This window comes from Aeromonas sp. R6-1, assembly GCF_040908165.1.
In the GTDB taxonomy this organism is placed as follows: domain Bacteria; phylum Pseudomonadota; class Gammaproteobacteria; order Enterobacterales; family Aeromonadaceae; genus Aeromonas; species Aeromonas caviae.
In genome coordinates, this window is record NZ_JBFODF010000052.1 from 62,349 (window position 1) to 86,708 (window position 24,360).

Sequence of the window (24,360 nt, forward strand, 5' to 3'; positions counted from 1 at the left end):
CGGGGAGTATTTCTCGTTGTGTTTCATTCGGATATGGCTGTCATGGTCCCGTCATCCGGGGCGGGACCTTGAAAAAAAACGGAAAAAGGGAAAGAGAGGGGCAACCCGGGGTCAGGAAAGGCCGGTTTTATCATTTGCCAGACAAATAGAACCTGGCCATTGCATGAATTTTGCAAATACCCTTTGGGGGCCCGCTCACAGGGATGGCACGGGAGGCTTGTCTATCGGGAAGCAGGCTGGCAACATTTGCGTCACATTCACTCATCGGATCAGTTTGCAATGGACCTGCAACGCCTCAAAGCCAACCTCGCCCTGCGTCTGTTCGCCTGGCGCTACATTCCCGTCATTGGTTTCTGTGCCCCCGTCATCGAGCAGATGGACGCCAGGGCGCTGCGCATCCGCATTCCGCTGGGCTGGCGCACCCGCAACCACCTGGGCAGCATGTATTTCGGGGCGCTCGCCACCGGTGCCGACCTGGTGGGAGGGCTCCTGGTCATGGAGAAGGGGCGGGCGCGGCGCAAGAAGGTGCATTTTGCCTTCAAGGATGTGCAGGGGGAGTTTTTGAAGCGTCCGGAGGGGGACGTGCAGTTTGATTGCGCGGCGGGGGAGCTTATCGACGCCATGATCGACGAGTCGCTCGCGAGCGGTCAGCGCATCAACCGCCCCATCCAGGTGGTGGCCACCTGCCCGTCTCGCAACGGCGACGAGGCCATGGCCCGCTTCGTGCTGACCCTCTCCATCAAGGCCAGCTGAAGGCCCGAGGGCGCGCTGGCGCCCTTGTTCAAGCCGGGATCAGAGGATCTCGGGATTGATCCCTTCCTTCACGACCGCCTTCATGCCGTTGAAGTTGACCACCTGCTCGGCCACTGTGCTGGGTAGCGCTTGCGTGGCAGGGCGTCAGGATCAGGGGATCTCGGGACTGCTCCCTTCCTTCACCACGGCCTTCATGCCGTTGAAGTTGACCACCTGCTCGGCCACTGTGCCGGGTAGCGCTTGCGTGGCAGGGCGTCAGGATCAGAGGATCTCGGGGCTGACGCCTTCCTTCACGACTACCTTCATGCCGTTGAAGTTGACCACCTGCTCGGCGACTATCTTGCAGCGTTTGCGGGTCTCGACCTGACCGTCCACTTCCACCAGGCCCTCGGCGACCAGCGCCTTGGCGGCACCGCCACAATCGGCCCAACCCTGATGCTTGATCAGGTCACACAAGGCAACGAAGGGGTGACCTTCGAGCAGAAACGTCTCCATGGGAAATCCTCTAGCTGGATGAATGGCTGAAACAGCGGGGGGTCATTCTAGGCAGTTAGGCGGGGCAGGGAAAGGGCCCGGGCCCAATTGCCCCGAAAAAGGGGCGAGCACAGGCAAAAAAACCAGCCCGACCGGGCTGGTTGTGTCTCTGGGGGCCACTGGCGCTCAAGGGAGTTTCACCACCGCTTCCCCCGTCACGGCGAGGGCGCCGCCCTGGGTGAAGATGCGGGTGGCCAGGGTGGCGATGGGCTTGTCGCTTCGAAGGGCAATCACCTCCACCTCCGCCGTCACCTCGTCCCCCACGAACACCGGCAGCTTGAAGCCGAGGCTCTGGCCCAGGTAGATGCTCCCTTTCCCGGGCAGTTGCTGCCCGAGCAGCCCGGAGAAGAGGCTCGCCAGCAGCATGCCGTGGACGATGGGGCGCTCGAACACCGTCGTGGCGGCGAAGTCCGGGTCCAGGTGCAGGGGATTGAAATCCTCCGAGAGGCCGGCGAAGGCCGCCACCTCGGCCGGGCCGAAGCGCTTGGTCAGGCGAGCCTTCTGGCCCACGGCAAGGGGTTGTGTACTCATGCGGGTTCCTCTTCTTGCTTCCTGACGCCAGCAAACACCGGATTGAGCCGTACCTTGACGTAGCTGCCGGGGGCTGCCTCCAGCCCCTCGACAGGCTGCCGGGCGGGGACGGGCTCTGCCTCGTCACGGTCTTTGATAAAGCGCATCATCTCGGGCCACCAGGAGCCGCTCTGGTGGGTCGCCCCCGCCAGCCACTGCGCCGGGCTGTCCGCCTCGGCCTCGCTCTGCCAGAAGCCGTATTTGTTGGCATCCGGCGGATTGATGATGCCGGCGATGTGCCCGGATTCGGCCAGAATGAAGCGCCGCTCGCCCCCGAACAGCGCCATGCCCTGCCAGGTCCCCTGCCAGAGGGCGATGTGATCGTCCGCGGCGGACACCAGCAGCACCGGGGTCTTCACCTTGGCGAGATCGATGCGGGTGTGGCGGATCTTGAGCTCCCCCTTCACCAGCTGGTTTTCCAGGTAGAGTCGGCGCAGCAGGCTGTTGTGGGTCTTGCCCGCCACGTTGGTGCTGTCGCTGTTCCAGTGCAGCAGATCGAACGCCACCGGGCTCTGGCCCTTGAGGTAGCTGTCGATGTAGTAGTTCCAGTAGAGGCTGTTCTCCCGCAGCAGACTGAAGGAGACCGCCAGCTGGCGCCCGTCCATGATGCCCCTGGCCTCGTTCTGGGCCTCCAGCGCCGCGATGATGGGCTCGTGGATGAAGATGCCAAGCTCCCCGGGCTGGGAGAAGTCCAGCAGGGTGGTGAACAGGGTGGCGCTGCGTACCCGCTGTTTCTGGCGCCGCGCCGCCAGCCAGCCCATGGCGAGTGACAATGCAGTGCCACCGATGCAGTAGCCGATGCCGTGCACCTCTCGCTCGCCGGTGGCCGCCTCCACGGCGTCCAGGGCGGCGATGACCCCGTCCACCACGTAGTCGTCGAGATCGACCTGCCCCTGTGCCACCCCCGGGTTGCGCCAGGAGATCATGAAGACCGTCTGCCCCTGGGCGACCAGCCAGGCCACCAGGGAGTTCTGGGGGCGCATGTCCATGATGTAGTACTTGTTGATGAAGGGGGGCACGACCAGCACCGGGGTCTTGCCCACCGTCGCCGTGGTCGGGCTGTACTGGATGAGCTCAAAGAGCTCGGTGCGCAGCACTACCCGGCCCGGGGTGGTCGCCAGATCCCGGCCGAGCTCGAAGGCGGACTCGTCGGTCAGGCGGATGTTGAGGTGATCGGCGCTGCGCTCCAGATCTTCGGCCAGGAGCGCAAGGCCGCGCACCAGATTCTGGCCGTCGGACTCCAGGGTGAGCTTGAGCAGTTCCGGGTTGGTGGCCAGGAAGTTGCTGGGAGCCATGGCGTTGACGTACTGGCGGGTGAAAAAGCGCAGCCGCTCCCGGCTCTTCTCGGGCACGCCCTCCAGGGCATCCACCGCCGCCAGCAGGTGTCTTGCGGTCAGCAGATAGGATTGCTTGAGGTAGTCATAAAGGGGTTGCTCGCTCCAGGCCTCGGCCTTGAAGCGGCGATCGCTGCGATCCGGGGTGATCACCGGCTCGCTCGGCTGGCCTGCACTCTTGAGCAGGGTGTGCTGCATCAGCTTGAGCTGATCCTGCCACCAGTTCATCTGGGACTGGATCAGCTGCCAGGGCTGCTGGCTGCCCTGCTCCAGCACCTTGCCCAGATCGTCCAGACTGGTCTGCAGCAGGGCCTGGGCGGTGCGCTCTGTCTGGGCTCTGGCCATGGCCAGCAGCTTGTCGTTGTAGTGGGCCAGGGCCTCGAACAGCGGGCCGTAAGATGATTGGCTCATGTGTTCTCCTTCACCCACGCCCGGGGCGGGCACTTGCCCGTTCTGTCGAGTCGTGGGGAGATGTGGCTGCCCGCAAGACGGGCAGCCAGGGGTTATCAGGCCTTGCCCGTGCTCTTCTTGATGCCGTCCGCGGTCAGGGCATCCAGCTCTTCCTTGAACTGCTGGCCGAGGGCGCTGAGCTTCTGGATGTCATCCAGCATCTGGCGGGAGAGCTGGCTGGCGCTCTCCAGCTGCACGGTGCCGAGGGCCGCCAGGCTCTGGGCATCCTGCACCTTGCCGACGGCCTGCAACTGGTTGAGCCCCAGTTCGGCGTAGGCATTGGCGGACGCCAGTTGCAACCGGGTCAGCTGTTCGATGTTGCTGGCCAGCAGCTGGTTGTAGCGGGTGAGGGGGGCGGCAAAGCCTTGCATCTGCTCGGTAAAGCTCTTGATCACGTCCATATTCATCATGGGTCTCCGGTTCGGCAGAACACTGTTTTTGCGGGTCAATCGACCCTTCTTGCGGGTACAGCACGTCATCCCTGTGTTACGTGTTGTTTGCTCTGTTCAAACACACGTTTGAGCATTCTGCAACCAATCCACCTTTGGTGTAAATGACATAAATGTTATTTTCTGTTTGAATTTTCCAATCCGCCGAGAGAGCCATCCCCGGATTCAGACGAGAGGTGACGCAGGGAAAGGGTCGGGGTCTCGTCCCTCGGGGCCTGCGCTGGTACCCTTGAGCCACACCCTCTTCACAAGGAATCCCCGATGAAACCGTTCGCCCTGCTGCTCGGCTGTGGTGCCCTGACCCTCGCCGGTGTCGCCCAGGCCAGCACGCCGGTCCAGATCTCCCTGCCCGGTATCAACCTGCCCTCGTCCAATCAGGTGGAAGGGGCACGGGCTTCCTTCCTCTACGGCCGCACCGGCCAGGTGAAGGGGATCGATCTGCCGGTGTTCGCCCTCTCCGATGTGGATCAGTTCACCGGCCTGCAGCTTGGTGTGTTCTTTGGCGCGAGCCGGGTGCGCCACCAGTTTGGCGGGGTCGCCATCAACGCCGTCAACTGGCACGAAGGGCAGGATACCGGCCTCAATCTGGGCTTCGTCAACCTGACCAACAATGTGAAGGGGCTCAACTGGGGGGCGGTCAACATCGCCCAGGGCAATGCCCTGGCCAACGTCGGCTTCGTCAACTATGCCGAACGCACCACCTTCCAGCTGGGATTCGTCAATGCCACCAAGCACCTGGACGGCTTGCAGATTGGCCTGGCCAACTACGCCGAGAACGGCATCTTCCCCATTCTGCCCCTGATCAACTTCAAGAAATCCTTCTAGGGGCCAACTTGCCCTTGCTTTAGGAGGGGCAGCCATTACCCTGTGCTCCATCAAGGCTGCACAGAGGTAACAGGGGCATGACAACGGAACACATGGACGCCATCGGCATCGGTTGGGACGTGAGGGGCTGGCAGGGCAATGCCCAGGCGGTGGCGGTGGTGGGTTGGCAGGCCCGGGAGTCCCGTCTGCACTGGCTCGGGATCTCCCCCCTGTTTCGGCTGAGCTCCCGGGTCGCGCCGGATCTGGATGCCCTGCTGCGCCCGGCCCTGCAAGACGAGGTGGCGCTGATGCAGGTGCTGGCCTGCCCGCGCCTTGCTCTCGGCATCGATGCGCCCCTGGCCTTTCCCCGCGCCCTCGCCGAACTGCTGGCGGGGCGGGGGAGCGGCTTTCCCGTGCCTCAGCGGGAGATTGACAACCCTTACGCCTACCGGGATTGCGAGCGCTGGCTCCATCAGCACTATGGCAAGAAGCCCCTCTCCGCCACCTTCGACAGGCTCGGCAACAACGCCACCCTGGCCCTCTCCATGCTGCCGCGTCTCGGGGATCTGCAACTGGTGCCAAAACAGGCGAGGGCTGCCGGGCGCGCGGTGCTGGAGGTCTATCCCGCCTTGGCCAAAATGGGGGGCAAAGCCTCTGCGGTGCGGCCCGAGCTGCAACCCCACCTGCCAGCAATCCTCATCCCTGGAACGGATCCCTATGATGCCGCGCTCTGCGCCCTGATGGCCCTGCAATATGCGGCTGAAGGGGTCGTCACCTCGCTGCCTGCTCTGGTGGACCTGCCGGAGGAGATGGCACCGGACGAAGGCTGGGTCTACCACTTCGCCCGGGATTGAGACGCCCAAGGGCACCGCGCTCCCTCTGATGACTGCTGGCGACTTGCTGTCGCCACTTCGTATGGCTTGCCGTTGCCACGGTGTCAGGCAAGGGCAGGCCGCGTTCGTCCTGTGATCTTCCGACGTCTCCTTGACCCTTGCCCTTGTTGCCTTATTTTGCGACTGCCGACTGCCGACTGCCGACTGCCGACTGCCGACTGCCGACTGCCGACTGCCGACTGCCGACTGCCGACTGCCGACTGCCGACTGCCGACTGGCGCCTTTTCATCGGACCTCATCCTTGATCCCGACTGTTCATGGTTGATTGAAAAACCACCTTGTATGCCATCAGACAAGAGGCGTACAAGTACATTTATCACCCCGCAGCCGCGGGCAGATGGCTCCAGGATTGTGCAGAAACAGGGTAGCGGCGGTCAAATATGCGGCAGGTTAGGCCTGCAGAAGCATAAATAGGGAGTCAGGGCGTTAATTGCTGGAAGAGCCGTCTCTTCATCCGATATATTGCCTCTTTTCCTCAGGTTTCTTGTGCGGTGGTGTCGATGAAACGCATTCTCTCTATCCAGTCCCACGTGGTGTTTGGCTGTGCCGGCAACAGCGCCGCCGTGTTCCCCATGCGCCGTCTCGGCATGGAGGTGTGGCCCATCAATACGGTGCAGTTCTCCAACCACACCCAGTACGAGGCGGGTTGGCAGGGAATGGCAATGCCGGCGGGCCACATTGCCGCCCTGTGCCAGGGGCTTTGCAATATCGAGGTGCTGGCGCGCTGCGATGCGGTGCTGAGCGGCTATCTGGGCTCGGCGGAGCAGGGGGACGAGATCCTGGCGGTGGTGGCGGCGGTGAAGCGAGCCAATCCGGCGGCCCTCTATTTCTGCGATCCCGTGATGGGGCATCCGGAGAAGGGGTGCATCGTCGCCCCGGGCGTCACCCGCTTTCTCACCGAGCAGGCCCTGCCGGTGGCGGACATCATGGCCCCCAATCTGCTGGAGCTGGAGACCCTGTGCGATGTCCATCTGACAACCCTGGCCCAGACCCGGATCGCCGCACACCAGTTGCTGGAGAAGGGGGTGAAGATGGTGCTGGTCAAGCACCTGGGTCGTGCCGCCAGCGTCCCCGGCCGCTTCGAGATGCTGCTTGCCACTCCCGAGGGAGACTATCTGATCGCCCGTCCCCTTTACGATTTCGCGCGCCAGCCGGTGGGCGTGGGGGATCTCATCAGCGCCCTGATGCTGGCCAACCTGCAGGCGGGATATGATGGGGTGAGTGCCTTCGAGCGCACCAACGCCGCGGTGGATGCGGTGCTGAGACAGACCTGGGAGGCGAATGCCTACGAGCTGCAGCTCATCGCGGCCCAGAGCGCCTTTGCCGATCCGCAGATTGCCCACAGGGCCGAGCGCCTGGCCTGACGCCATTGATCAGCCCGTGACGGGACGAGCTGATCAAGGTTCAGCTTGCGGCGCTGATCGGTGTTGCATCCTGAAAATGTTCGACCCTGGGGAAGGGGTCGTAGAAGTGGTGCAGCAGGGCCTTCCACTCCTGGTACCGGGGGGAGCCCCTGAACCCCCGGGTGTGATCTTCCAGCCGCGCCCACTGCACCAGCAGCAGGTAGTGATGGGGATCGTCCAGGGCACGCTGCAACTGGTGGCCCAGGTAGCCGGGCATGGCGCTGATGATGTGCTGGGCCCGGGCGAAGGCCTGCTCGAAGTCAGTGGCCTTGCCGGGAATGATCTGCAGATGGGCGACTTCCAATATCATGATGGCTCCTTGCCGATGAGTCTGATTGAACCAAAAACCTATGTGCGCCGAGCCTTGGCGGGGGCAAGATCGGCACGCTGTCCGGTCTTGCCAGGCCGTCTGCCTCAGAGCTGCTTGTAGAAGAACTGGGTGGCGGCGAGGGTGCCGTCCCCATTGCGGGCGAAGTCCGGGATCTGGCCGGCCTCCTGATAGCCGAGCTGGCGATAGAGGCTGGAGGCCACGTCGCCGACCCGGGTATCCAGCACCAGCAAGGTGCGCCTGGCGTCACGGGCCCCTTGCTCCATGGCGTTCATCAGGGCGCGGCCCACCCCCTTGCCACGGGCCTGGCTGTGGACCATCAGCTTTTCCACTTCGGCCCTGTGGCCCCCGTTGGCCTTGGTGCACAGGGAGAGCTGCAGGGCGCCCACCAGATGGTGCTGATCGAACGCCACCCAGAGCTTGCGCACTCCATCCGCCAGCTCCCCCTCTATGCCTTGCCAGTACGCCAGCCCCTGCTCTTCCTGCAGGGGAGGCAGAAAGCCCACCGAGGCACCGCTGGCCACGCAATCTTGCAGCAGGGCGATCAGCGCCGGTTTGATGCCTCTGGTGCTCTCGACCTCAAGGATCTCCATTGAATGTCCTCATCTTCTCTCTTGGCCCACGTGGGGGATTAACGTCTCGGGCGCGGACTCTCCTGCCGGTGCCATCATCATCCGGTCAGGTGCGCCGTCTCTTAATGGATCAGTCCCTGCGCTGCCAGCCACTGGAACAGCAGGCGGGAGACGGGGGAGACTTCGGCCAGGTGGCGGCTGTCCAGCCAGCGCAGCTCGGCGATCTCCGCCGAGGCGACGGGCGTGCCGTCGGCGTCCCCCGTGTAGCAACGCAGATTGACATTCACCCCTTGCGGCTTGCCGTCCGCCTGGGCGCTGAACTCGCAGGCGAACGCCAGGGTGTCGGGTTTCAGGGTGACCGCGAGCTCTTCCTCGATTTCACGAACGAGGGCCGCCTCGTCGCTCTCGCCCGGCTCGCGCTTGCCCCCCGGAATGTAGTAGATGTCCTTGCCGTGGGAGCGGGCGCACAGCAGTTGTCCCTCCTTGAAGGTCAACCAGGCGAGTTTGTCGATCATGGGCAGATTCCTCTTGTTGCCGCTTGTCAAAGGGGGGCTCGCTGCTCGCACAGGGTGCGATAGGAGCGGGTTTCCCGCATCTCGGGCGCCAGTCCCAGCCGGCTAGCCAGCGCCAGCAACTGCGCGCGGTAGGCGGGCAGGGCGGCCTCGTCGTCAGTCATGATGGCGAGCTCGGCAAAATCACCGACACCTGCCAGGTGATCCACCGTGACGTGGAAGGCCCCCAGAAAATAGATGCTGCGCCGCTTGTCGATGGTCAGCACCGGCTGGTAGCCCAGGGTGCGCACCATGCTGGTCGCCTTGTCCGTATCGGTGATGTTGACCGCCTCGCAGCGATCGGGTCCGGGCCCTTTGACTATCCAGAGCCGGATGCCGCTGGGGGCCATGGTGCGGATGATCAGGCTCTTCTCCTCCCGGGCCAGGGCGCCATCTGCCGTGTCGAAGTAGCAGTCCTGCTCATGATTGTCCGCCACCATCACCTCGGGGCCGAGGGCCGTGAGGGTATGCACAAAGGCGGCGCTGTCCGTCAGGCGGTATTTGAACTCCACCTCGAAGCGCCCCTGAAAGTGGGTGGTCATGGCCTTGCGACGGCTCCCGAACGGCAAATGAATAGGGCAGCCTAGCAAAAGTGCCGGGCTCTCCCAAGCATCGGGATCACAGCTTCGCATTGACTGCCGACTTTATGACCAGATGGTGAGGGAAAATCCGCCCTGGTGCACAGCTTGTGGCCCGGTGGCTGGGCGCCGTCCGGGGGCTGTGCTCTAATAAGCTCCCTCTTTGGCGGTATTGCCGCCCTGAACAACGACAACGAGGCGGCGGCCCCGGCCGCGCCAGTGGAGCCACAGATGCAGATCACCTCACAGACCCCCTTTATCGGACTGGGCGTGGCGGGCAACTTCGCCGGTCACCTGGAACAGGCAGGGGAGGCGGCGGATTTCGTCGCCGTCAAGGTTGACGACAAGGTCGCCCCCAAGGCGCTGTTCCCCTTCTATGTGCCGAACCATCCCGGCCAGCTCGGGGTCTTTCCCCTGAGCGGCGAGGCCATCTTCCTGCCGGAGGCGGCGGTGAGCGGGGACGAAAAGGTGCAGATTGAACCCGAGGTGGCACTGTGGTGCGAGCTGGAGTACGCGGGGGAGCTGGTGGTGGCCATCCATCCCAAGGCGTTTGGCGCCTACAACGACTGCTCCATCCGTCGCCCCAATGCCAACAAGATCAGCGAGAAGAAGAACTGGGGTGAAGAGAGCAAGGGGCTGGCCGCGAACCTGCTGCCCCTGACCCACTTTGCCGCCGGATGCGAGCTCGATGACTACCGCATCGCCTGCTACCTGGAGCGCGGCGGTGAGCTGCACCCCTACGGGATCGACAGCGCGGCGGTGGACTACAGCTACTTCCACGGTCAGTTGCTGGCGTGGGCCATCGACAAGTTCAACCATCAGCAGGACGAAGGCCCGGCCGAGTATATCCAGGGGCTGCTGGCCCAGGCGGGGCGCCCGGCCCATGCGCTCATCAGCATCGGTGCCACCCGCTATACCCCCTTTGGCGAGACCCACTTCCTCGCTCCCGGTGACACCGCCTGCGTGGTGGTCTACCCCGCCAGTCGCTACGACGAGCAGGATATCCAGGAGACCATCCGAGCCCGCCGCTTCGGGCCGGATGTCTCCGTGCTGCTGCAGGCGGTCAAGACCCGCTAATCCTGTCGTCAGGCCCGCTTCGGCGGGCCTGACTGTTTTTAAGCACAGCGCAGCCCGTTCCCTGTCGGCTTTCTATCCCCAGTTTGCATTCCCTCTATACCTACCGCACGCCATGCCAAGCGCATGATGTTCCTCGATCCTGTTCGCGCTCCGCCATCTGCCTCCCGTGCCCTGAACCGTGCACCTCGAAAGCCGATTGCAGTGGCTGGATATAACAGTATGATTTGCCACAAGAAGTCCATTCTGCCTGCAAGGATCCCGAGTATTCATGGTTGAACTCAAGACCCTGGCCCTGTTTCTGGTGACTGCGGTTGCCGAGATCCTGGGCTGTTATCTCCCTTATCTCTGGCTGACCCAGGGCAAGAGCGTCTGGCTGCTGCTGCCCGCGGCCCTGAGCCTGGCCCTGTTCGCCTGGCTGCTCTCATTGCACCCGACCGCCGCTGGCCGCGTCTATGCCGCCTATGGCGGCGTCTACATCTTCGTGGCCATTCTCTGGCTCTGGGCCGTGGATGGCATCAAACCCAGCCTGTGGGATCTGGTGGGGGCCGGGGTGGCCCTGATCGGCATGGCCATCATCATGTTTGCCCCAAGACCCGCCTGATATCGATGCCAAGGGAGATCAGCATGATGACGACAGTGGTGATAAGAGAGTGTGAGGCGCAGGACTTGGCCGGGCTGCTGGCCCTTTATCAGGAACTCAGGCCTCAGGACCCCGTGCTCGACGAGCAAGGGGCCCGCGAGGGATTGGCGGCGATGCTTGATCTGCCCCATACCCGCATCATGGTGGCCCTGGTGGAGGGCCAGCTGGCCTCCAGCTGCCAGCTCGGGGTGATCCCGACTCTCACCAACGGCGGCCGACCCTTCGGCATCATAGAGCATGTGATCACGGGTGCCGCGTTTCGCCGCCAGGGGCTCAGCCATCAGTTGCTGGAGCATACCCTGGCGCTGGCCTGGGAGCTGGATTGCTACAAGGTGATGCTGCTCTCAGGGGAGGGGCGGGAGGCCGCTCATCGCCTCTATGAGGGACTCGGTTTCAAGGCCGGCATCGAGAAAGGGTTTGTTATCAAGGCGCCGCAATAAGTCCCATGGACTGCTGCATCATCAAAGGCGTGGGCTGTTATCCGCAACATATTGAGGTAGCGATGAAAATTGACGCCGCACAAAAGTGCGATCACCCAACCCTTATCACCATCTGGGAGGCCTCGGTGCGCGCCAGCCACCACTTCCTGCAAGAAGCCGACATAGCGGCCCTGAGGCCCTTGATCCTGGAGCACTATTTCGATGCCGTGACGCTGAACTGTGCCAGAGTAGACAATGGCGAGATCGTCGGTTTTATCGGGGTGGCCGAGGGCAATATCGAGATGCTCTTCGTCGACCCCGGCAGGCAGGGGGGCGGAGTGGGCCGTCTGCTGGTAGCCGATGCCATCCACCATCTGGGGGCGACCCGGGTGGACGTCAACGAGCAAAATGAACCGGCCCTCGGTTTTTATCGCCACCTGGGTTTCGAGGTGGTGGGCCGCTCGGCACTGGACGGGCAGGGCAAACCTTATCCCCTGCTGCATCTGGTCCTGTCTGCCGAGGCTGGCGCATGAAAAAACCGCCCTCGGGCGGTTTTTTGTTGTTCAGGACGCAGTGCTCGCACCGTCTCACTCCTCGTTGGAGTTGTCCTGATAGTCGCCCCGCTGGGCCTTGGGTAGACGGCGCATGGGGGCGAAACCGATATCCTCGCCCACCACTTCCCGCTTGCGGGACTTGTTTTGCGCAGGCTGGGCCGGCTTCTTGGCGCCATCCCCCTTGCCTTTCCCGGCGGCGGGTTTGCCCTTGGCGTTGGCATGGCCACGGGCGCGGGGCGGGTTTTGCACCGGCTTGCTGCCCGGCAGGGTCTGGCGGCTCGGCTTGCCGCTCGGCTCGTACCCTTCCAGGATCTCCACGGTCAGGGATTGGCCGATCAGCGCCTCGATCTCCTTGAGCTGACCCAGCTCGTCCTGGCTCACCAGGGAGATGGCCTCGCCGCCGCGCCCGGCACGGCCGGTGCGGCCGATGCGGTGGATGTAATCCTCCGCCATCTGGGGCAGCTCGAAGTTGATCACGTGGGGCAGCTGATCGATGTCCAGACCCCGTGCGGCGATATCGGTGGCAACCAGCACCCGCACCTTGCCTTCACGAAAATCCGCCAGCGCCCGGTTGCGGGCCCCCTGGCTCTTGTCACCGTGGATGGCGACCGTATCCAGGCCATCTTTCTGCATCTGCTGGGCGAGCCTGTCGGCAATCTGCTTGGTGCGCACGAACACCAACACCCGCTGCCAGTTGCCACGGCCAATCATGTGGGAGAGCATCTCCCGGCGGCGTTCCCGATCGACCTGGATGATGCGCTGGCTTACCTGCTCGGCGGCGGTGTTGCTGGGATCCACCTCGATAAGGGTGGGATCCTTGAGCAGATCGTCCGCCAGCGCCTTGATGTCATTGGAGAAGGTGGCGGAGAAGAGCAGGGTCTGACGCTCCTCCGGCAGGGCCTTCATGATGCGGCGAATGTCGGTGATGAACCCCATGTCGAGCATTCTGTCCGCTTCATCCAGCACCAGCACCTCGAGGGCGCTCAGGGTCAGGGCGCCCTGGGTCAGCAGATCCAGCAGGCGGCCCGGGGTGGCGACCAGGATGTCGACCCCGAGCTTGATGGCGTCCAGGTTCGGCTTGATGCTGACGCCGCCATAGGCGATCAGGGTACGAAACGGCAGGTGGTGGGCATATTTGATGATACTCTCGCCCACCTGGGCGGCCAGCTCCCGGGTCGGGGTCAGCACCAGGGCTCGCACCTGGCGACGACCGCCACGGCCGTGGTTGGCCAGCAGTCGATGAAGCATGGGCAGGGTGAAACCGGCCGTCTTGCCCGTGCCTGTCTGGGCGCCGCCCAGCACGTCCTGCCCGGCCAGGATGGCGGGAATGGCTTGCTGCTGGATGGGGGTGGGTTGTTCGTAACCCAGCTCCTTGACGGCCCGCAGGATGTGCGGTGACAGACCCAGTTCATTGAATGACATGTTCGAGGGACACTCCGAGCCTTGGGCTCAACGGGTGACGGCAGCCTTGGTCCGTCACGACATGGAAAATAGGGTGGGCCGCCATCGAGGCTGGGCCTGAGCCCGGCAAAGCGACCGCACAAGAGACAGTGGGCGCGTAATATAGCAGATGCGAGGCGCACGCGCAGCAGCCGTGTCGCGAGCAGGGTTGCCACGGCCATCCCGGCAGGGAAAGGCCAGGGGGCGCTAAGAGGGGCCCCCCTGGCCTCGGCGCACGCCCGTCAGAGCAGTCCCTCGATGGCCTGCACCAGATCCTCCGGCCTGGTCTGGGGGGCGAAGCGGTCCACCACCCGGCCTTCACGGTCAATCAGGAACTTGGTGAAGTTCCACTTGATGGCCTCGCTGCCAAGGAGTCCGGGCTTTTGCTCCTTGAGCCAGCGATAGAGGGGGTGGGCCCCGGCGCCGTTGACCTCGCACTTGGCCATCAGGGGGAAGCTGACCGGGTAGTCGAGCGAGCAGAAGCGGGCGATCTCCTCGGCATCGCCCGGCTCCTGATGGCCGAACTGATCGCAGGGAAAGCCCAGGATCTCGAAGCCTTGGGGGCCGAACTGGCGATAGAGGGCCTCAAGCCCGGTGTATTGGGGGGTAAAACCGCAGCGGCTTGCCACGTTGACCACCAGCACGACACGGCCCTGCAGATCGGCGGTGGACCAGGCCGTGCCATCGAGTCGTTGCAGGGGGATGAGGGGCAGGGGCATGGTTTCTCCTGATGCAAGAGGGGCGACAAGGCGCCCGGGGACAATCCTTGCACGTTAACGGGCCGAGGGCCGGGGAGCAAGGGGGAGGGCGTCTGTTCCCCCCAGACTCCTATTGATGGCGGGACTTCTCAAGAGAAGCAATCCGGTTTGTGCCGATGGTCCGAAGTCGCTACAAAGCGCACTCTCTCCCCTCGCTGCGAGCCTATCTTGGACTATCAAGCCGTCATGGATGCCATCTACACCCGGGGTTGGGTGATAGTGGATGATTTTTTAACCGCCGCCGAGGTGGATGCCCTCAAGGCTTGCCTGCCGGATGAGTGGCGACCGGCGGGGATCGGGCGCGAGACCCTGCATCAGGACAACCGCGATATCCGTCGGGATCAGATCCACTGGCTCGACGCCTCCCTCGGCGCGCCGGTGGCCGACTATCTGGCCCGGATGGAGTCCCTGCGTCTGGCCGCCAATCGCAGCCTGATGCTGGGGCTGTTCGACTACGAGGCCCACTTTGCCCGCTACCGTCAGGGGGACTTCTACGTCACCCATCGCGACGCCTTCGCCGGGCGATCCAACCGCCGGCTCACCTCGGTGTTCTACCTGAACAACGACTGGCAGCCAGAGGCGGGGGGAATATTGCGGGTCTATGACGACAGCGAGCAGTTTCTGATGGATGTCTCCCCCCGGGGCGGGCGGCTGGTGCTCTTCCTGTCTGAAGAGTTTCCCCACGAGGTGCTGCCCGCAAGCCGGGAGCGCTACAGCATTGCCGGCTGGTTTCGGGTCAACGGCAATGGCGCCGGGCGGGTCGATCCCCCCCGCTGAGCGCATTTCATCCTGTTTCTGACACAGGAAGAGACTTTTATCTGTCCGGGCAGGGGGAGGTGCGCCCCATCGGCTGACAAGGCTTCCCCTCCCTTGCTACACTGCCCGCACTTATGTTCGTTTCTGGCTTCGTCCGGTTTTCATGCGGTTGGGTTTGACATGGTGATGACGAAGCCGCTTCTCCCAAGGGATCACATCTAATGAAGAACATGCATGTCTTGCTGCTGTGCGGCGGTGGCGGCTCCGAGCACGAAGTCTCGCTGCGCAGCGCCAATTTCCTCGAAAAACAGCTCGGGCTCCTGCCCGGTATCGAAGTGACCCGGGTCGAGATGTTTGCCGACCGCTGGCTCAGCGCCGACGGTCGCGAGTGCAAGCTGGGGCTGGACAAGCTGCTCTCGTTCGACAGCGTGGCCCGTCCGGTGGACTACGTGGTGCCCTGCATCCACGGTTATCCCGGTGAGACCGGCGATCTGCAATCCTTCCTCGAGCTGGCCGGCCTGCCTTATCTGGGTTGTGACGCCGAGGCGAGCAAGGTGTGCTTCAACAAGATCACCACCAAGCTGTGGCTCACCGCCATCGGCATCCCCAATACCCCCTACCTGTTCCTGACCGAGCAGGACGAGGCGAGCCTGACCGAGGCAAAAGCGGCGCTGGCCAAGTGGGGCAAGGTCTTCATCAAGGCGGCCTCCCAGGGCTCTTCCGTGGGTTGCTACTCCGCCAGCAACGAGTCAGACCTGGTGAAGGGCATTGCCGATGCCTTCGGTTACTCCGAGCAGGTATTGATCGAAAAAGCGGTCAAGCCCCGTGAGCTGGAAGTGGCGGTCTACCAGTATGGTGACGAGCTGGTGGCCACCTATCCGGGGGAGATCTGCGTACCCCAGGACAAGTTCTACACCTATGAAGAGAAGTACAGCAGCGCCAGTCACACCGAGACCGCGCTCAAGGCCGAGGGACTGACTCAGGCGCAGGCTGACGCCATTCACGAGTACGCGCTCAAGGCGTTCCGTCAGCTCAAGCTGACCCACCTGTCGCGCATCGACTTCTTCCTGACCGAAGAGGGGGAGATTTTGCTCAACGAGATCAACACCTTCCCGGGCATGACCTCCATCTCCATGTTCCCGAAACTGCTGGAGCACCATGGCCACAGCTTCGCGCACTATCTGGAGCAGATCCTGCGAAAGGCGGTCTGACATCGCCAGACCCGGTTGCAACGGATGGTGAGTAGGGGCCTCAGGGCCCCTTTTTCATGGGGGCGAGGCGGGCAGAATGCGGGGAGGGAAGGGGGCAGGGCGCCGCCCGGCAAGCCTTGCCGCCAGGAGGGCGCGCCGTTACAATCAGCCCCCTTTTGTCCCGCCACAGGCACCGTCAGAGCCGCGTTTCATGAAGCCCATCCCCGATCACGCCGTCAACCGCCTGCGCATCTGGCGCAAGAGCGTCTCGACCCGACCCTTTCTTGCCCGTGGCGGCAGCGTGCCACGCTGCGATGCCTGCCAGCTGCGCCACGACTGGTGTGCCTGCGACTGGCGCCCGGCGCTCAAGGCCGAGGCCGGGTTCTGCCTCATGATGTATGACAGCGAGCCCATGAAGCCCTCCAACACCGGGCGCCTCATCGCCGACGTGCTGCCGGACTCCACCTGGGCCTTTCTCTGGTCGCGTACCGAACCCCATCCCGAGCTGCTGGCCCTGCTGGCGGATCCCGCCTGGCAGCCCTACGTGGTCTTTCCCGCCTGCGAGAAAGCGCCCGACCGCCTGACCGGCGAGGTGGTACTGGCTCCCGGCAAGAAGCCGCTGTTCATCCTGCTGGACGGCACCTGGCCCGAGGCGCGCAAGATGTTCAACAAGAGTCCCTATCTGGACGGCTTCCCGGTGCTCGCCATCAAGCCGGATGCGCTCTCTACCTACGGCATGCGCGTTGCCCACAGCGACGAGCACCTGTGCACCGCCGAGGTGGCCGCCTGCGTGCTGGAAGTGGCCGGGGAGCTGCGGGCGGGACAGGCGCTGCAGCTCTGGTTCAATCTCTTCAGCAGCCGCTACATGGCTGGCCGGGTGAGCCGTGCACCCAGTGCGGATGAAGCGCCCCTGCTGGAGGGGCTGGAGGCCATCAAAGCCCAGAGCCGCGCTCTGGATTAATCCTCATCAGCAGCCGCTACATGGCTGGCCGGGTGAGCCGTGCACCCGGTGAGGATAAAGCGCCCCTGCTACAGGGGCTGGAGGTCATCAAGGGCCAGAACCGCGCTCTGGATTAATCCTCATCAGCAGCCGCTACATGGCTGGCCGGGTGAGCCGTGCACCCGGTGCCGATGAAGTGCCCCTGCTACAGAGGCTGGCGGTTATCAAGGCGCAGGCCCTCTCGCGGGCTGATTGATGAAAATAAGGAATTAGTTGGCTGCCATTGTTTCGTTGGCTTCATGAGCCCGCCCTCGCTAGGATAGCGACCTGTTGACTCCTTCAGGCTCCTGGCCATGCCGGGCGCCGCCAATCACACGAGGTCTATGGATGGAACTGGAACTGCTCACCCTGGTCGCCCTGTTCGGGGTGGCCCTCATCGCCGGCTTTATCGATGCCATCGCCGGGGGCGGGGGGCTTTTGACGGTGCCGGCCCTGCTGGCCACTGGCATGCCGCCGGCCCTGGTGCTTGGCACCAACAAGTTGCAGAGCAGTTTCGGTTCTTTCTCCGCCACCTGGTTTTATGCCCGCAAGGGGCTCCTTGAGTGGGCCATCATCTGGCCGGCGGTCATCTGCACCTTCATCGGGGCGGCCATCGGCACCCTGGCGGTGCAGACCATTGATGCCGCCATCCTGGAGCGGCTGCTCCCCTTCCTGCTGATGGCGTTTGCCTGCTACTTCTACTTCTCCCCCAGGGTGAGCGATGCGGAGAGTCAGCGCCGCCTCACCCCCATGGCGTTCGCCCTGCTGGTGGGCGGGGGCGTGGGCTTTTATGACGGCTTCTTCGGGCCGGGCACTGGGTCGTTTTTTGCCATCGGCTTCGTGGCCCTGGCGGGCTTTGGCATGGCGCGGGCCACCGCCCACACCAAGCTGCTCAACTTCACCTCCAACATCGCTTCCCTGCTCTTCTTCACCCTGGGGGGCAAGGTGGTGTGGAGCGTGGGGCTGTGCATGGCGCTGGGGCAGTTCATCGGGGCGCGCATGGGCTCCAAGCTGGTGCTCAAGAAAGGGGTGAAGCTCATCAAGCCGCTGCTGGTGACCGTCTCCCTGGTGATGTCCGCCAAGCTGGTGTGGAGCCAGTACCCCGAGCTCTTTGCCTGGCTGGGCTGAGCCGGTACCCCCCATGACGAGGGCCCGATCGCAGATCGGGCCCTCTTGCGTTTCAGCCCTGTGCCGAAAGTTGCCGGAAATGGGCTTGCAGCGCTTGCACCAGGCGGGCAATGCGATCGCGCTTGAGGCTGTTTGGCCGATAGACCAGGTGGAGCGGGCGGCCCAGTCCCGGCAGGGGGCGTGCCTGTGTCCCCTGCTCACCCACCAGCGCCAGCAGGCCGGCGGGCAGGAGCACGGGGCCAATGCCTGCCTTGGCCAGCTCGATCAGCGCCAGGTAGGAATCGAGCTCCATGGCGGGGATAAGCCCGAGGGCGGCCAGGGGCTCGCGCAGATAGCGGTTGGAGGGGTTCTCCAGATCCATGGTCAGGATCTTGCGCACCTTGCCCTGCATCCCCTGACTCACGTCGCCTTCAGTCAGTTGCTTGCTGGTCACAGTTTCTTGCAAGGCGCCCTGGTGATCCGGCTGCGCCGCCTCATCCAGAGCGTCCCCCACCAGATAGAAGGGCTCCTCCAGCAGCCGTTCGGCACACAGCCCATGGCCCGGCGGCAGGCGACCGGCGCAGATCCCGAGCAGGGCATCCCCGCCGCGCACCCGGGCCAGGATGACCGGGGTGTGGTGGGTAGAGAGGGCAATGTGGGGATCCCGTTCAAGGTAGGCGTGCATGAAGCGGGCGAGGTAGCCCGCCAGCAGGGTTTCGGAGCAGGCGATGGACAGAGGGGTCTGATCCGTGAGGATCTGGCTGTCCGCCAGCACCCCCTTCATTTCGGCGAGGCTCGGGGCTACCCGGGCGAGCAGCTCACGGGCCTGGGGAGTGAGGCGGATATGACGGCCATCCGGCTCGATGAGCTTCTTGCCAAGGCGCTGCTCCAGTTGGGCGATGCGCTTGCTGACCGCCGACTGACTGATATAGAGGCGGCTTGCAACCTTGGCCATGGTGCCCTCGCTTGCCAGCAGGCAGAGTGTCTCCAGCCCTTCCAGTAACATGCGTCCTCCCTCCTCGTGTGTTGGACGCGGTTACCTTAGGGGCTGGTGGCATCAGGGGCAAGTACCGTTTGCGGCCCTTGATAGCGGCCAGCGCCACGCCTTGACGGGGGGCGCGAAGATCACCAGGTTGCCGATGAGGCTCACCGCCACGCCGACGATGGAGACCGTCTGCCAGACAAAGCCTTCATAGAAGGTGGAGAGGGTGAGGGCCACCAGGGGGAAGAGCACGGTGGCGTAGGCCGCCTTGCTGGCACCGATGCGCCCCACCAGGGTGAGGTAGGCGGTGAAGGCGATGACGGAGCCGAAGATGGCCAGATAGACCATGGCGGCGAGGTAGCGCGGGTCGGTGGGCAGGGTGAGTGATTGACCGAGTACCGTGACCCAGCCCAGCAGCAGCGCCACGCCGTAGACCATGCCCCAGGGTACCATCTGCAATACGTGATAGCCCTGGCGCTGTCCCCGGGCGGAGACCAGGTTGCCCAGGGAGAAGCAGAGGGTGCCGGCGCAGGCAAAGAGCAAGCCCTTCCAGCCGTTTGCACCCAGTTGCGCATCCGCCAGCACCGGCCAGAAGAGCAGCAGGGTGCCAAGCAGCCCCAGCAACGATCCTTGCAGCCAGCGCAGGCCCGGTCGTTTACCCTCGAACAGCCAGAGATTGAGGCCGTTGAAGATGCTGGCGCTGGCGAAAATCACCGCCGACAGACCGCTCGGGATATAGAGGGTGGCGTGGTAGAAACAGAGGAAGTTGGTGGAAAAGAGCAACGCGCCGAGCAGGGCTGCATAACGCTGGCCCGCCCAGGGCAGGCGCGGAAACTTGCCGCTCACCGTGAGCAGGGCGAACAGGGCCAGGGCCGCCAGGGCGAAACGATAGAGCACCGAGACCTCGATGGGGATGGGGCCGAGCTGCCAGGCGATGGCAATCCAGGTGCTGCCCCAGATGAGGACGGTGGAAACATAGAGCATCAGATTCATGGTGTGATCCCATCAAGAGAAGATGATGTGATCAGCATGAACCGGGAGGCGGGGCGCCGGCTTGCACCATCTTGCGGTTTTTTCAACGGAGGCGCAGCCTTTGACCATGAGGCGCGATAAGATGGCGACAGGAAAGGGGCGGCAAGTGCCAGAGAGGGACGCAAGCGTGCAGCATGCCATGCAGCAGACAAGACAGGCAGGGGTCTTTGATGCCCTGGTGAGCACCGGTGCCAGGCTGGAGGACTCCTGCTGGCTGGAGCCCGGGCTCGGGGTGGCGAGCTGGTGCAACCGCTACGATCAGACCCGCTACCACAAGCCGGGCAACCACACCATCAGCGTCTACCTGCAAGGGGGCGAGCAGACCGAGCGGCTGGACGGCCCCGGTGGCCATGGCGGTGCGGGCAAGGTGTGCATCATGCCGGATCACCACAGGTCCGAGTGGCTGGTGCGCGAGGAGTTTCGCTTCTTCCACCTCTACTTCACCCCCGGCCACTTCACCCGTATCGCCGAGCATGCGTGCGACAAGGAGGGGCGTCATCTGCAACTGGAAGACAAGACCTTCATCGACGATCCCCAGGCGGCGGCCCTGGTGCAGGGGCAATTGATGAAGCTCGACTGGCAGCACGGCATCGATCGCATGGCGCTCTCCCACGGTGCCTGGATGCTGATGCTGCACGCCTATCGCCATCACACCCGCGAGGCCCCGGCGCTGCCGGAGGTGCGCGGCGGCCTGGCCCCAGCCGTGGTGCGCCGGGTACAGGAGTATCTGCAGGCTCACCTGGCCGAGCCGGTCACTCTGGGAGAGCTCGCCCGGGAGGCGGGTCTGAGCGAATACCACTTCGCCCGGATGTTCGGGCAGAGCCTGGGCTGTCCGCCCCACCGCTACCTGCTCGGGCTGCGGCTCAAGCGGGCCAAGCAGTTGCTGGCCGGAAGCGAGCCCCTGGCCAGCATCGCCGCCCAGTGCGGCTTCTCCTCCCAGGCCCATTTTGGTAACCGTTTTCGGGAGGCGTTCGGCCTGAGCCCGGGCCAGTGGCGAGCCCAGTTGTCATTGTCCTGTCACAGATAACCCTGAGACTCTGGGCAAAAGAGGTGTACCCTCTGTCTCTTGTCCATTGAAAGGAATGCCCATTGAATCATCGCAAACGTCAGACTCGTACTCGCCATCTCTGGTTCAACCACTGGAATGCCCCCCTCTATCGCGCCACCCAGCCGACGCCGCCCGAACCGCTCGTTCCTCACAGTTCCCGCTGAAAACGCCGTAACCCGATAGGATTTTTCCGGCAACTTTGCCACTATTGCGCCATCAGGATGGACTGGATATGGCCGCATGTTTCTGGAACGCATTGAAGTCAAAGGTTTTCGCGGAATAAATCGCCTCTCCCTCGGGCTGGACAACACCACTGTGCTCATCGGCGAAAACGCCTGGGGCAAATCCAGCCTGCTGCGGGCCCTCTGGTGTCTGCTGGGGGATGCCGAGCCCTATCAATTTGGTCAGGATGATTTTCACCGGCCCGAAGATCCCGAGCTCGAACCCTCGCGCACGCTGCAACTGGTGCTCACCTTCAGCGAGTATCGTCCCCAGATGTGCCAGCACTCCCGCCGTCTGGCCCGCCTCGGGGCGGCCTGGATCCCCCACAAGGACAAGTTCCACCGGGTGCATTATCGTGCCAGCGCCGAGTTGCAGGACGATGGCAGCGTGCTCACCACCCACGACTTTCTCGACGGCATCGGCAAGAGTCTGGCCATCGACAACAATGAGGCGCTGGTGCGTCTGCTCATTACCATGAACCCGGTATTCAGGCTGCGGGATGCCCGTACCGCCCGGGAGGGCATCGAGCGGCTGCCCTGGGGGGATCTGTGCGAGCAGCGGCTGGACGAGCTGGCCGGCAAGCTCACCGACGAGCCCCAGCGCATCGGCGAGCCAGAACTCAAGGAGGCGCTGCAGGCGGTGCAGCAGTTGATGGAGCACTACTTCAGTGCCCTGGCGCCCATCAAGCACAAGCCTCGCAGCCAGCGGGATATCGTCAATCGCCCCATGACCCTGCGCAATCCCGGCAACCTGCAGGTGCTGCTGCGCAATGCAGACAACCGGGCGCTGCAACTGGCCATGGCGGGCATGGCGGCCATGCTGCTCCACGCCCGGGGCAATCGGGAGCTGGAGGAGGGGGCCAGACCCATACTGATGCTGGAAGACCCAGAGAGCCGCCTGCATCCCACCATGCTGGCCCTGGCCTGGGGTCTGCTGGAGCAGTTGCCCGGCCAGAAGCTGCTCACCACCAACTCGGGGGACCTGCTCTCCTCCTTGCCCCTCAATCAGGTGCGTCGTCTGGTGCGCCGCCAGCAGGACATCCTCTGCCATCAGTTGGGAGGGGAGCGCTACAGCAGCGACGATCTGCGCAAGATTGCCTTCCATGTGCGCATCAACAGGCCCATGTCGATGTTTGCCCGCTGCTGGCTGCTGGTGGAAGGGGAGACCGAGATCTGGCTGCTCTCGGAGCTGGCCCAGATCTGCGGCTACAGCCTGCGGGCGGAGGGGGTGCGCATCATCGAGTTCGCCCAGTGCGGCCAGGCTCCCCTCATCAAGGTGGCCCGGGACTTCGGCATAGAGTGGCACCTGCTCACCGACGGTGACGAGGCGGGCGCCAAGTATGCGAGCTCCGCCCGCTCCCTGCTCAAGGGGGAGCGCGAGCGGGATCGGCTGACCCAGTTGCCGGCGGCAGACATAGAACACTACCTCTACCAGAACGGGTTCGAGGGGGTGTTCCGGCGTGAGGCCGGGGTCGGGGGGCGCTCCACCCTCAACGCCGGGCGCATCATCGCCAAGGCGATCCACCATCGCAGCAAGCCAGGCATGGCCCTGGCGGTGGTGGAGGAGGCGGAGCGCCTCGGCAGCGAGCACATTCCCCCTGTGCTCAAGCAGATGTTTGCCCGGGTGGTCGCCCTTGCCCGGGGACAAAGCTGACCGGCGACGTTGGGAAGACGGGGGGAGTTTGGATATACTCCCTGCCTCTTGTCCTTCCTTACCCTGTGACGGGTGCACCCGCACCCGGACTGCTGCCGGAGACCCTATGTTCGTCCAACTTCCTTTTTGGCTCTTTCCCCTGACCGGTCTGATGGCCCTGGGGGCCCTGATCGCCGTGGGACTCGTCCTGTGGCGCGGGGATCTCTGCCCGGGCCAGCGCTCGCGGATCACTACCCAGCTCTTCTCGGTCTGGGTGATCACCGGGCTCTCCCTGATGCTGGCGGTGGAGGCCAAGGTTGCGGGCTGGCTCATCTGGAGCGGGGGGGCCGCCCTGGTGCTCGGTATCGTGCTCTCCCTGGTCCAGTCTCGCCTGGAGGGCAAGCGCGCCATCCCCGCCACCCTGCTGTGGTTGCCCGCCATGCCGCTCGCCCTCTACGGACTGGGTCTGATGCAGATCCAGGGCTGGCTCGGCGGCCTGCTGCAGATGGTGCTGCTGGGGTCGGCCTTTGCCCACCTGATGCTGCTGCGTGCCCGCCACCGCATGCAAGCCTTCAATCTGCTGCTGCCCCTGGCGGGGCTGGTCTCCGCCATCCTGAGTCTTATCTGGCTGGCGGTGCTGGTGGGTTGGCAGGGGAGCAGCACTGGGCTCGACCCGCTGATCCCCGGGGTTGTGACCCAGGCCGGCCTGCTGGTCGCAGCCCTGCTGCTCTGGTTCAGCCCCATCTACCGTCAGCAGGAGACGGCCCCCGTGGTGGTCTCCGTGACCCTGTGCGGCCTCATCATCGCCCAGATTGCGGCGACCAGCGTGTTGCATCAGCTGGCCTGATCCCGGCGCATCCTCCCGCTCGCACCTTGTTGTGCGGGCTTTTTGTATGGCAAAGAGGGGCAAGTCGGGGGGAGCGCGGGGAGGGGCCTGAGGGGCGAGAGATCGCTAGCTGCCTGAAAAAACTGCGATTTGTTGCAAAAGAGCGCAGTATGTGACGGTTTAATCCCCGAATAAACTTTTTTTAGGATATTTACTTGCAATCTCAGCGTTGGCGCCTATTATGGGCGACCTCGGACGCGGGGTGGAGCAGCTCGGTAGCTCGTCGGGCTCATAACCCGAAGGTCGTCGGTTCAAATCCGGCCCCCGCAACCAACCATTTGTGTTCATGGCAAGCGCTAGCGCCTGCGGTGGAGACGAAGACAACAAGAAGCAACTGCTCTGCTTTTTGTGGTGGCAATACAATTCGGACGCGGGGTGGAGCAGCTCGGTAGCTCGTCGGGCTCATAACCCGAAGGTCG

General features: G+C 64.0%; 28 protein-coding genes, 1 tRNA gene and 4 pseudogenes. 19 read left to right on the forward strand and 14 right to left on the reverse strand.

Features of this window, described 5'->3' with window-relative positions:
* The first annotated feature begins 279 nt into the window (after positions 1-279).
* The gene (locus AB5Y68_RS16795) at positions 280-753 is read left to right on the forward strand and encodes a DUF4442 domain-containing protein (RefSeq protein ID WP_010674883.1); all 474 of its coding nucleotides are present in this window, start codon (positions 280-282) and stop codon (positions 751-753) included.
* 39 nt (positions 754-792) lie between these two features.
* Here AB5Y68_RS16795 and AB5Y68_RS16800 read toward each other — a convergent pair.
* The 6 genes and pseudogenes from AB5Y68_RS16800 to AB5Y68_RS16825 all read right to left on the reverse strand — a co-directional run.
* Positions 793-867, reverse strand: a pseudogene (locus AB5Y68_RS16800) (ribosome-associated protein); the annotation flags it as partial.
* Between the two features lie 36 nt (positions 868-903).
* Positions 904-978: pseudogene (locus AB5Y68_RS16805) on the reverse strand (ribosome-associated protein); the annotation flags it as partial.
* A gap of 36 nt (positions 979-1,014) precedes the next feature.
* Positions 1,015-1,248, reverse strand: coding sequence for a ribosome-associated protein YbcJ (gene ybcJ / locus AB5Y68_RS16810; protein WP_010674882.1), 234 nt, complete (start codon positions 1,246-1,248; stop codon positions 1,015-1,017).
* A gap of 165 nt (positions 1,249-1,413) precedes the next feature.
* Positions 1,414-1,818 carry a MaoC family dehydratase gene (locus tag AB5Y68_RS16815; RefSeq protein ID WP_039040881.1) on the reverse strand — a complete coding sequence of 135 codons (405 nt, stop codon included), beginning with the start codon at positions 1,816-1,818 and terminating at the stop codon, positions 1,414-1,416.
* Positions 1,815-3,602: a class I poly(R)-hydroxyalkanoic acid synthase gene (locus tag AB5Y68_RS16820; protein ID WP_039040882.1), complete on the reverse strand. Its 1,788-nt coding sequence runs from the start codon at positions 3,600-3,602 to the stop codon at positions 1,815-1,817. Before AB5Y68_RS16820 ends, AB5Y68_RS16815 begins: the two co-directional genes overlap by 4 nt.
* 95 nt (positions 3,603-3,697) lie before the next feature.
* Positions 3,698-4,048, reverse strand: a complete 351-nt coding sequence (locus tag AB5Y68_RS16825) for a phasin family protein (RefSeq protein ID WP_039040883.1) — start codon at positions 4,046-4,048, stop codon at positions 3,698-3,700.
* A 303-nt stretch (positions 4,049-4,351) separates the two neighbouring features.
* Between AB5Y68_RS16825 and AB5Y68_RS16830 the strand changes: the two genes are divergently transcribed.
* The 3 genes from AB5Y68_RS16830 (at position 4,352) to pdxY (ending at position 7,151) form a co-directional block, all read left to right on the forward strand.
* Complete coding sequence (locus tag AB5Y68_RS16830; RefSeq protein WP_039040884.1) at positions 4,352-4,915, forward strand: hypothetical protein; 564 nt, start codon at positions 4,352-4,354, stop codon at positions 4,913-4,915.
* Between the two features lie 77 nt (positions 4,916-4,992).
* Positions 4,993-5,748, forward strand: a complete 756-nt coding sequence (locus AB5Y68_RS16835) for a DUF429 domain-containing protein (RefSeq protein ID WP_039040885.1) — start codon at positions 4,993-4,995, stop codon at positions 5,746-5,748.
* 539 nt (positions 5,749-6,287) lie between these two features.
* A complete protein-coding gene (gene pdxY, locus AB5Y68_RS16840; protein ID WP_039038594.1) occupies positions 6,288-7,151 on the forward strand; it encodes a pyridoxal kinase PdxY in 864 nt (287 codons plus the stop codon).
* A gap of 40 nt (positions 7,152-7,191) precedes the next feature.
* Here the strand turns inward: pdxY and AB5Y68_RS16845 are convergent, their stop codons facing one another.
* The 4 genes from AB5Y68_RS16845 to AB5Y68_RS16860 form a co-directional block, all read right to left on the reverse strand.
* The gene (locus tag AB5Y68_RS16845) at positions 7,192-7,500 is read right to left on the reverse strand and encodes an antibiotic biosynthesis monooxygenase (RefSeq protein WP_010674876.1); all 309 of its coding nucleotides are present in this window, start codon (positions 7,498-7,500) and stop codon (positions 7,192-7,194) included.
* A 104-nt stretch (positions 7,501-7,604) separates the two neighbouring features.
* The gene (locus AB5Y68_RS16850; protein ID WP_010674875.1) at positions 7,605-8,111 is read right to left on the reverse strand and encodes a GNAT family N-acetyltransferase; all 507 of its coding nucleotides are present in this window, start codon (positions 8,109-8,111) and stop codon (positions 7,605-7,607) included.
* A gap of 101 nt (positions 8,112-8,212) precedes the next feature.
* Positions 8,213-8,605: an NUDIX domain-containing protein gene (locus AB5Y68_RS16855; protein ID WP_039038593.1), complete on the reverse strand. Its 393-nt coding sequence runs from the start codon at positions 8,603-8,605 to the stop codon at positions 8,213-8,215.
* 26 nt (positions 8,606-8,631) lie between these two features.
* Positions 8,632-9,183 (reverse strand): class IV adenylate cyclase, encoded by a 552-nt coding sequence (locus AB5Y68_RS16860; protein ID WP_039038592.1) that lies wholly within the window; start codon positions 9,181-9,183, stop codon positions 8,632-8,634.
* A 267-nt stretch (positions 9,184-9,450) separates the two neighbouring features.
* Between AB5Y68_RS16860 and AB5Y68_RS16865 the strand changes: the two genes are divergently transcribed.
* The 4 genes from AB5Y68_RS16865 (at position 9,451) to AB5Y68_RS16880 (ending at position 11,888) form a co-directional block, all read left to right on the forward strand.
* Positions 9,451-10,296 (forward strand): DUF5718 family protein, encoded by an 846-nt coding sequence (locus AB5Y68_RS16865; protein WP_039038591.1) that lies wholly within the window; start codon positions 9,451-9,453, stop codon positions 10,294-10,296.
* A gap of 268 nt (positions 10,297-10,564) precedes the next feature.
* Positions 10,565-10,897, forward strand: a complete 333-nt coding sequence (locus AB5Y68_RS16870) for a YnfA family protein (RefSeq protein WP_039038590.1) — start codon at positions 10,565-10,567, stop codon at positions 10,895-10,897.
* A 23-nt stretch (positions 10,898-10,920) separates the two neighbouring features.
* On the forward strand, positions 10,921-11,376 hold the full coding sequence (locus AB5Y68_RS16875; RefSeq protein WP_223956621.1) for a GNAT family N-acetyltransferase: 456 nt from the start codon (positions 10,921-10,923) through the stop codon (positions 11,374-11,376).
* A gap of 62 nt (positions 11,377-11,438) precedes the next feature.
* Positions 11,439-11,888, forward strand: coding sequence for an acetyltransferase (locus AB5Y68_RS16880; RefSeq protein ID WP_039038589.1), 450 nt, complete (start codon positions 11,439-11,441; stop codon positions 11,886-11,888).
* A gap of 54 nt (positions 11,889-11,942) precedes the next feature.
* On the opposite strand, the gene AB5Y68_RS16885 is transcribed toward AB5Y68_RS16880, so the two are convergent.
* Together AB5Y68_RS16885 and AB5Y68_RS16890 are read right to left on the reverse strand one after the other, a co-directional pair.
* Positions 11,943-13,331: a DEAD/DEAH box helicase gene (locus AB5Y68_RS16885; protein WP_010674869.1), complete on the reverse strand. Its 1,389-nt coding sequence runs from the start codon at positions 13,329-13,331 to the stop codon at positions 11,943-11,945.
* A gap of 260 nt (positions 13,332-13,591) precedes the next feature.
* Entirely contained in the window at positions 13,592-14,068 is a 477-nt protein-coding gene (locus tag AB5Y68_RS16890; RefSeq protein WP_039038588.1) for a glutathione peroxidase, read from the reverse strand.
* 207 nt (positions 14,069-14,275) lie between these two features.
* Here AB5Y68_RS16890 and AB5Y68_RS16895 point away from each other — a divergent pair, with 207 nt between their 5' ends.
* The 6 genes and pseudogenes from AB5Y68_RS16895 (at position 14,276) to AB5Y68_RS16920 (ending at position 18,160) form a co-directional block, all read left to right on the forward strand.
* Positions 14,276-14,884, forward strand: a complete 609-nt coding sequence (locus AB5Y68_RS16895; RefSeq protein ID WP_029314582.1) for a 2OG-Fe(II) oxygenase — start codon at positions 14,276-14,278, stop codon at positions 14,882-14,884.
* 200 nt (positions 14,885-15,084) lie between these two features.
* Positions 15,085-16,074 (forward strand): D-alanine--D-alanine ligase, encoded by a 990-nt coding sequence (locus tag AB5Y68_RS16900; RefSeq protein WP_039038587.1) that lies wholly within the window; start codon positions 15,085-15,087, stop codon positions 16,072-16,074.
* A 190-nt stretch (positions 16,075-16,264) separates the two neighbouring features.
* Complete coding sequence (locus AB5Y68_RS16905; RefSeq protein ID WP_039038586.1) at positions 16,265-17,014, forward strand: tRNA-uridine aminocarboxypropyltransferase; 750 nt, start codon at positions 16,265-16,267, stop codon at positions 17,012-17,014.
* 2 nt (positions 17,015-17,016) lie between these two features.
* A pseudogene (locus AB5Y68_RS16910) lies at positions 17,017-17,130 on the forward strand (DTW domain-containing protein); the annotation flags it as partial.
* A gap of 2 nt (positions 17,131-17,132) precedes the next feature.
* Positions 17,133-17,249: pseudogene (locus AB5Y68_RS16915) on the forward strand (DTW domain-containing protein); the annotation flags it as partial.
* 131 nt (positions 17,250-17,380) lie between these two features.
* Positions 17,381-18,160 carry a TSUP family transporter gene (locus AB5Y68_RS16920; protein WP_010674863.1) on the forward strand — a complete coding sequence of 260 codons (780 nt, stop codon included), beginning with the start codon at positions 17,381-17,383 and terminating at the stop codon, positions 18,158-18,160.
* A 52-nt stretch (positions 18,161-18,212) separates the two neighbouring features.
* Here the strand turns inward: AB5Y68_RS16920 and AB5Y68_RS16925 are convergent, their stop codons facing one another.
* Positions 18,213-19,145, reverse strand: coding sequence for a LysR family transcriptional regulator (locus tag AB5Y68_RS16925; protein ID WP_039038585.1), 933 nt, complete (start codon positions 19,143-19,145; stop codon positions 18,213-18,215).
* A gap of 51 nt (positions 19,146-19,196) precedes the next feature.
* Entirely contained in the window at positions 19,197-20,114 is a 918-nt protein-coding gene (locus tag AB5Y68_RS16930; protein WP_039038584.1) for a DMT family transporter, read from the reverse strand.
* Positions 20,115-20,292: 178 nt separating this feature from the next.
* On the opposite strand from AB5Y68_RS16930, the gene AB5Y68_RS16935 reads away from it, so the two are divergent.
* The 5 genes from AB5Y68_RS16935 (at position 20,293) to AB5Y68_RS16955 (ending at position 24,214) form a co-directional block, all read left to right on the forward strand.
* Positions 20,293-21,180 (forward strand): helix-turn-helix domain-containing protein, encoded by an 888-nt coding sequence (locus AB5Y68_RS16935; protein ID WP_039038595.1) that lies wholly within the window; start codon positions 20,293-20,295, stop codon positions 21,178-21,180.
* Between the two features lie 62 nt (positions 21,181-21,242).
* Positions 21,243-21,365 carry a hypothetical protein gene (locus AB5Y68_RS16940; protein ID WP_256094327.1) on the forward strand — a complete coding sequence of 41 codons (123 nt, stop codon included), beginning with the start codon at positions 21,243-21,245 and terminating at the stop codon, positions 21,363-21,365.
* A gap of 76 nt (positions 21,366-21,441) precedes the next feature.
* Positions 21,442-23,076, forward strand: coding sequence for an ATP-dependent endonuclease (locus tag AB5Y68_RS16945; protein WP_039038583.1), 1,635 nt, complete (start codon positions 21,442-21,444; stop codon positions 23,074-23,076).
* A 106-nt stretch (positions 23,077-23,182) separates the two neighbouring features.
* Positions 23,183-23,902 carry a hypothetical protein gene (locus AB5Y68_RS16950; protein ID WP_368207391.1) on the forward strand — a complete coding sequence of 240 codons (720 nt, stop codon included), beginning with the start codon at positions 23,183-23,185 and terminating at the stop codon, positions 23,900-23,902.
* A gap of 235 nt (positions 23,903-24,137) precedes the next feature.
* Positions 24,138-24,214: transfer RNA gene (locus tag AB5Y68_RS16955), tRNA-Met, on the forward strand.
* Positions 24,215-24,360 lie beyond the last annotated feature (146 nt).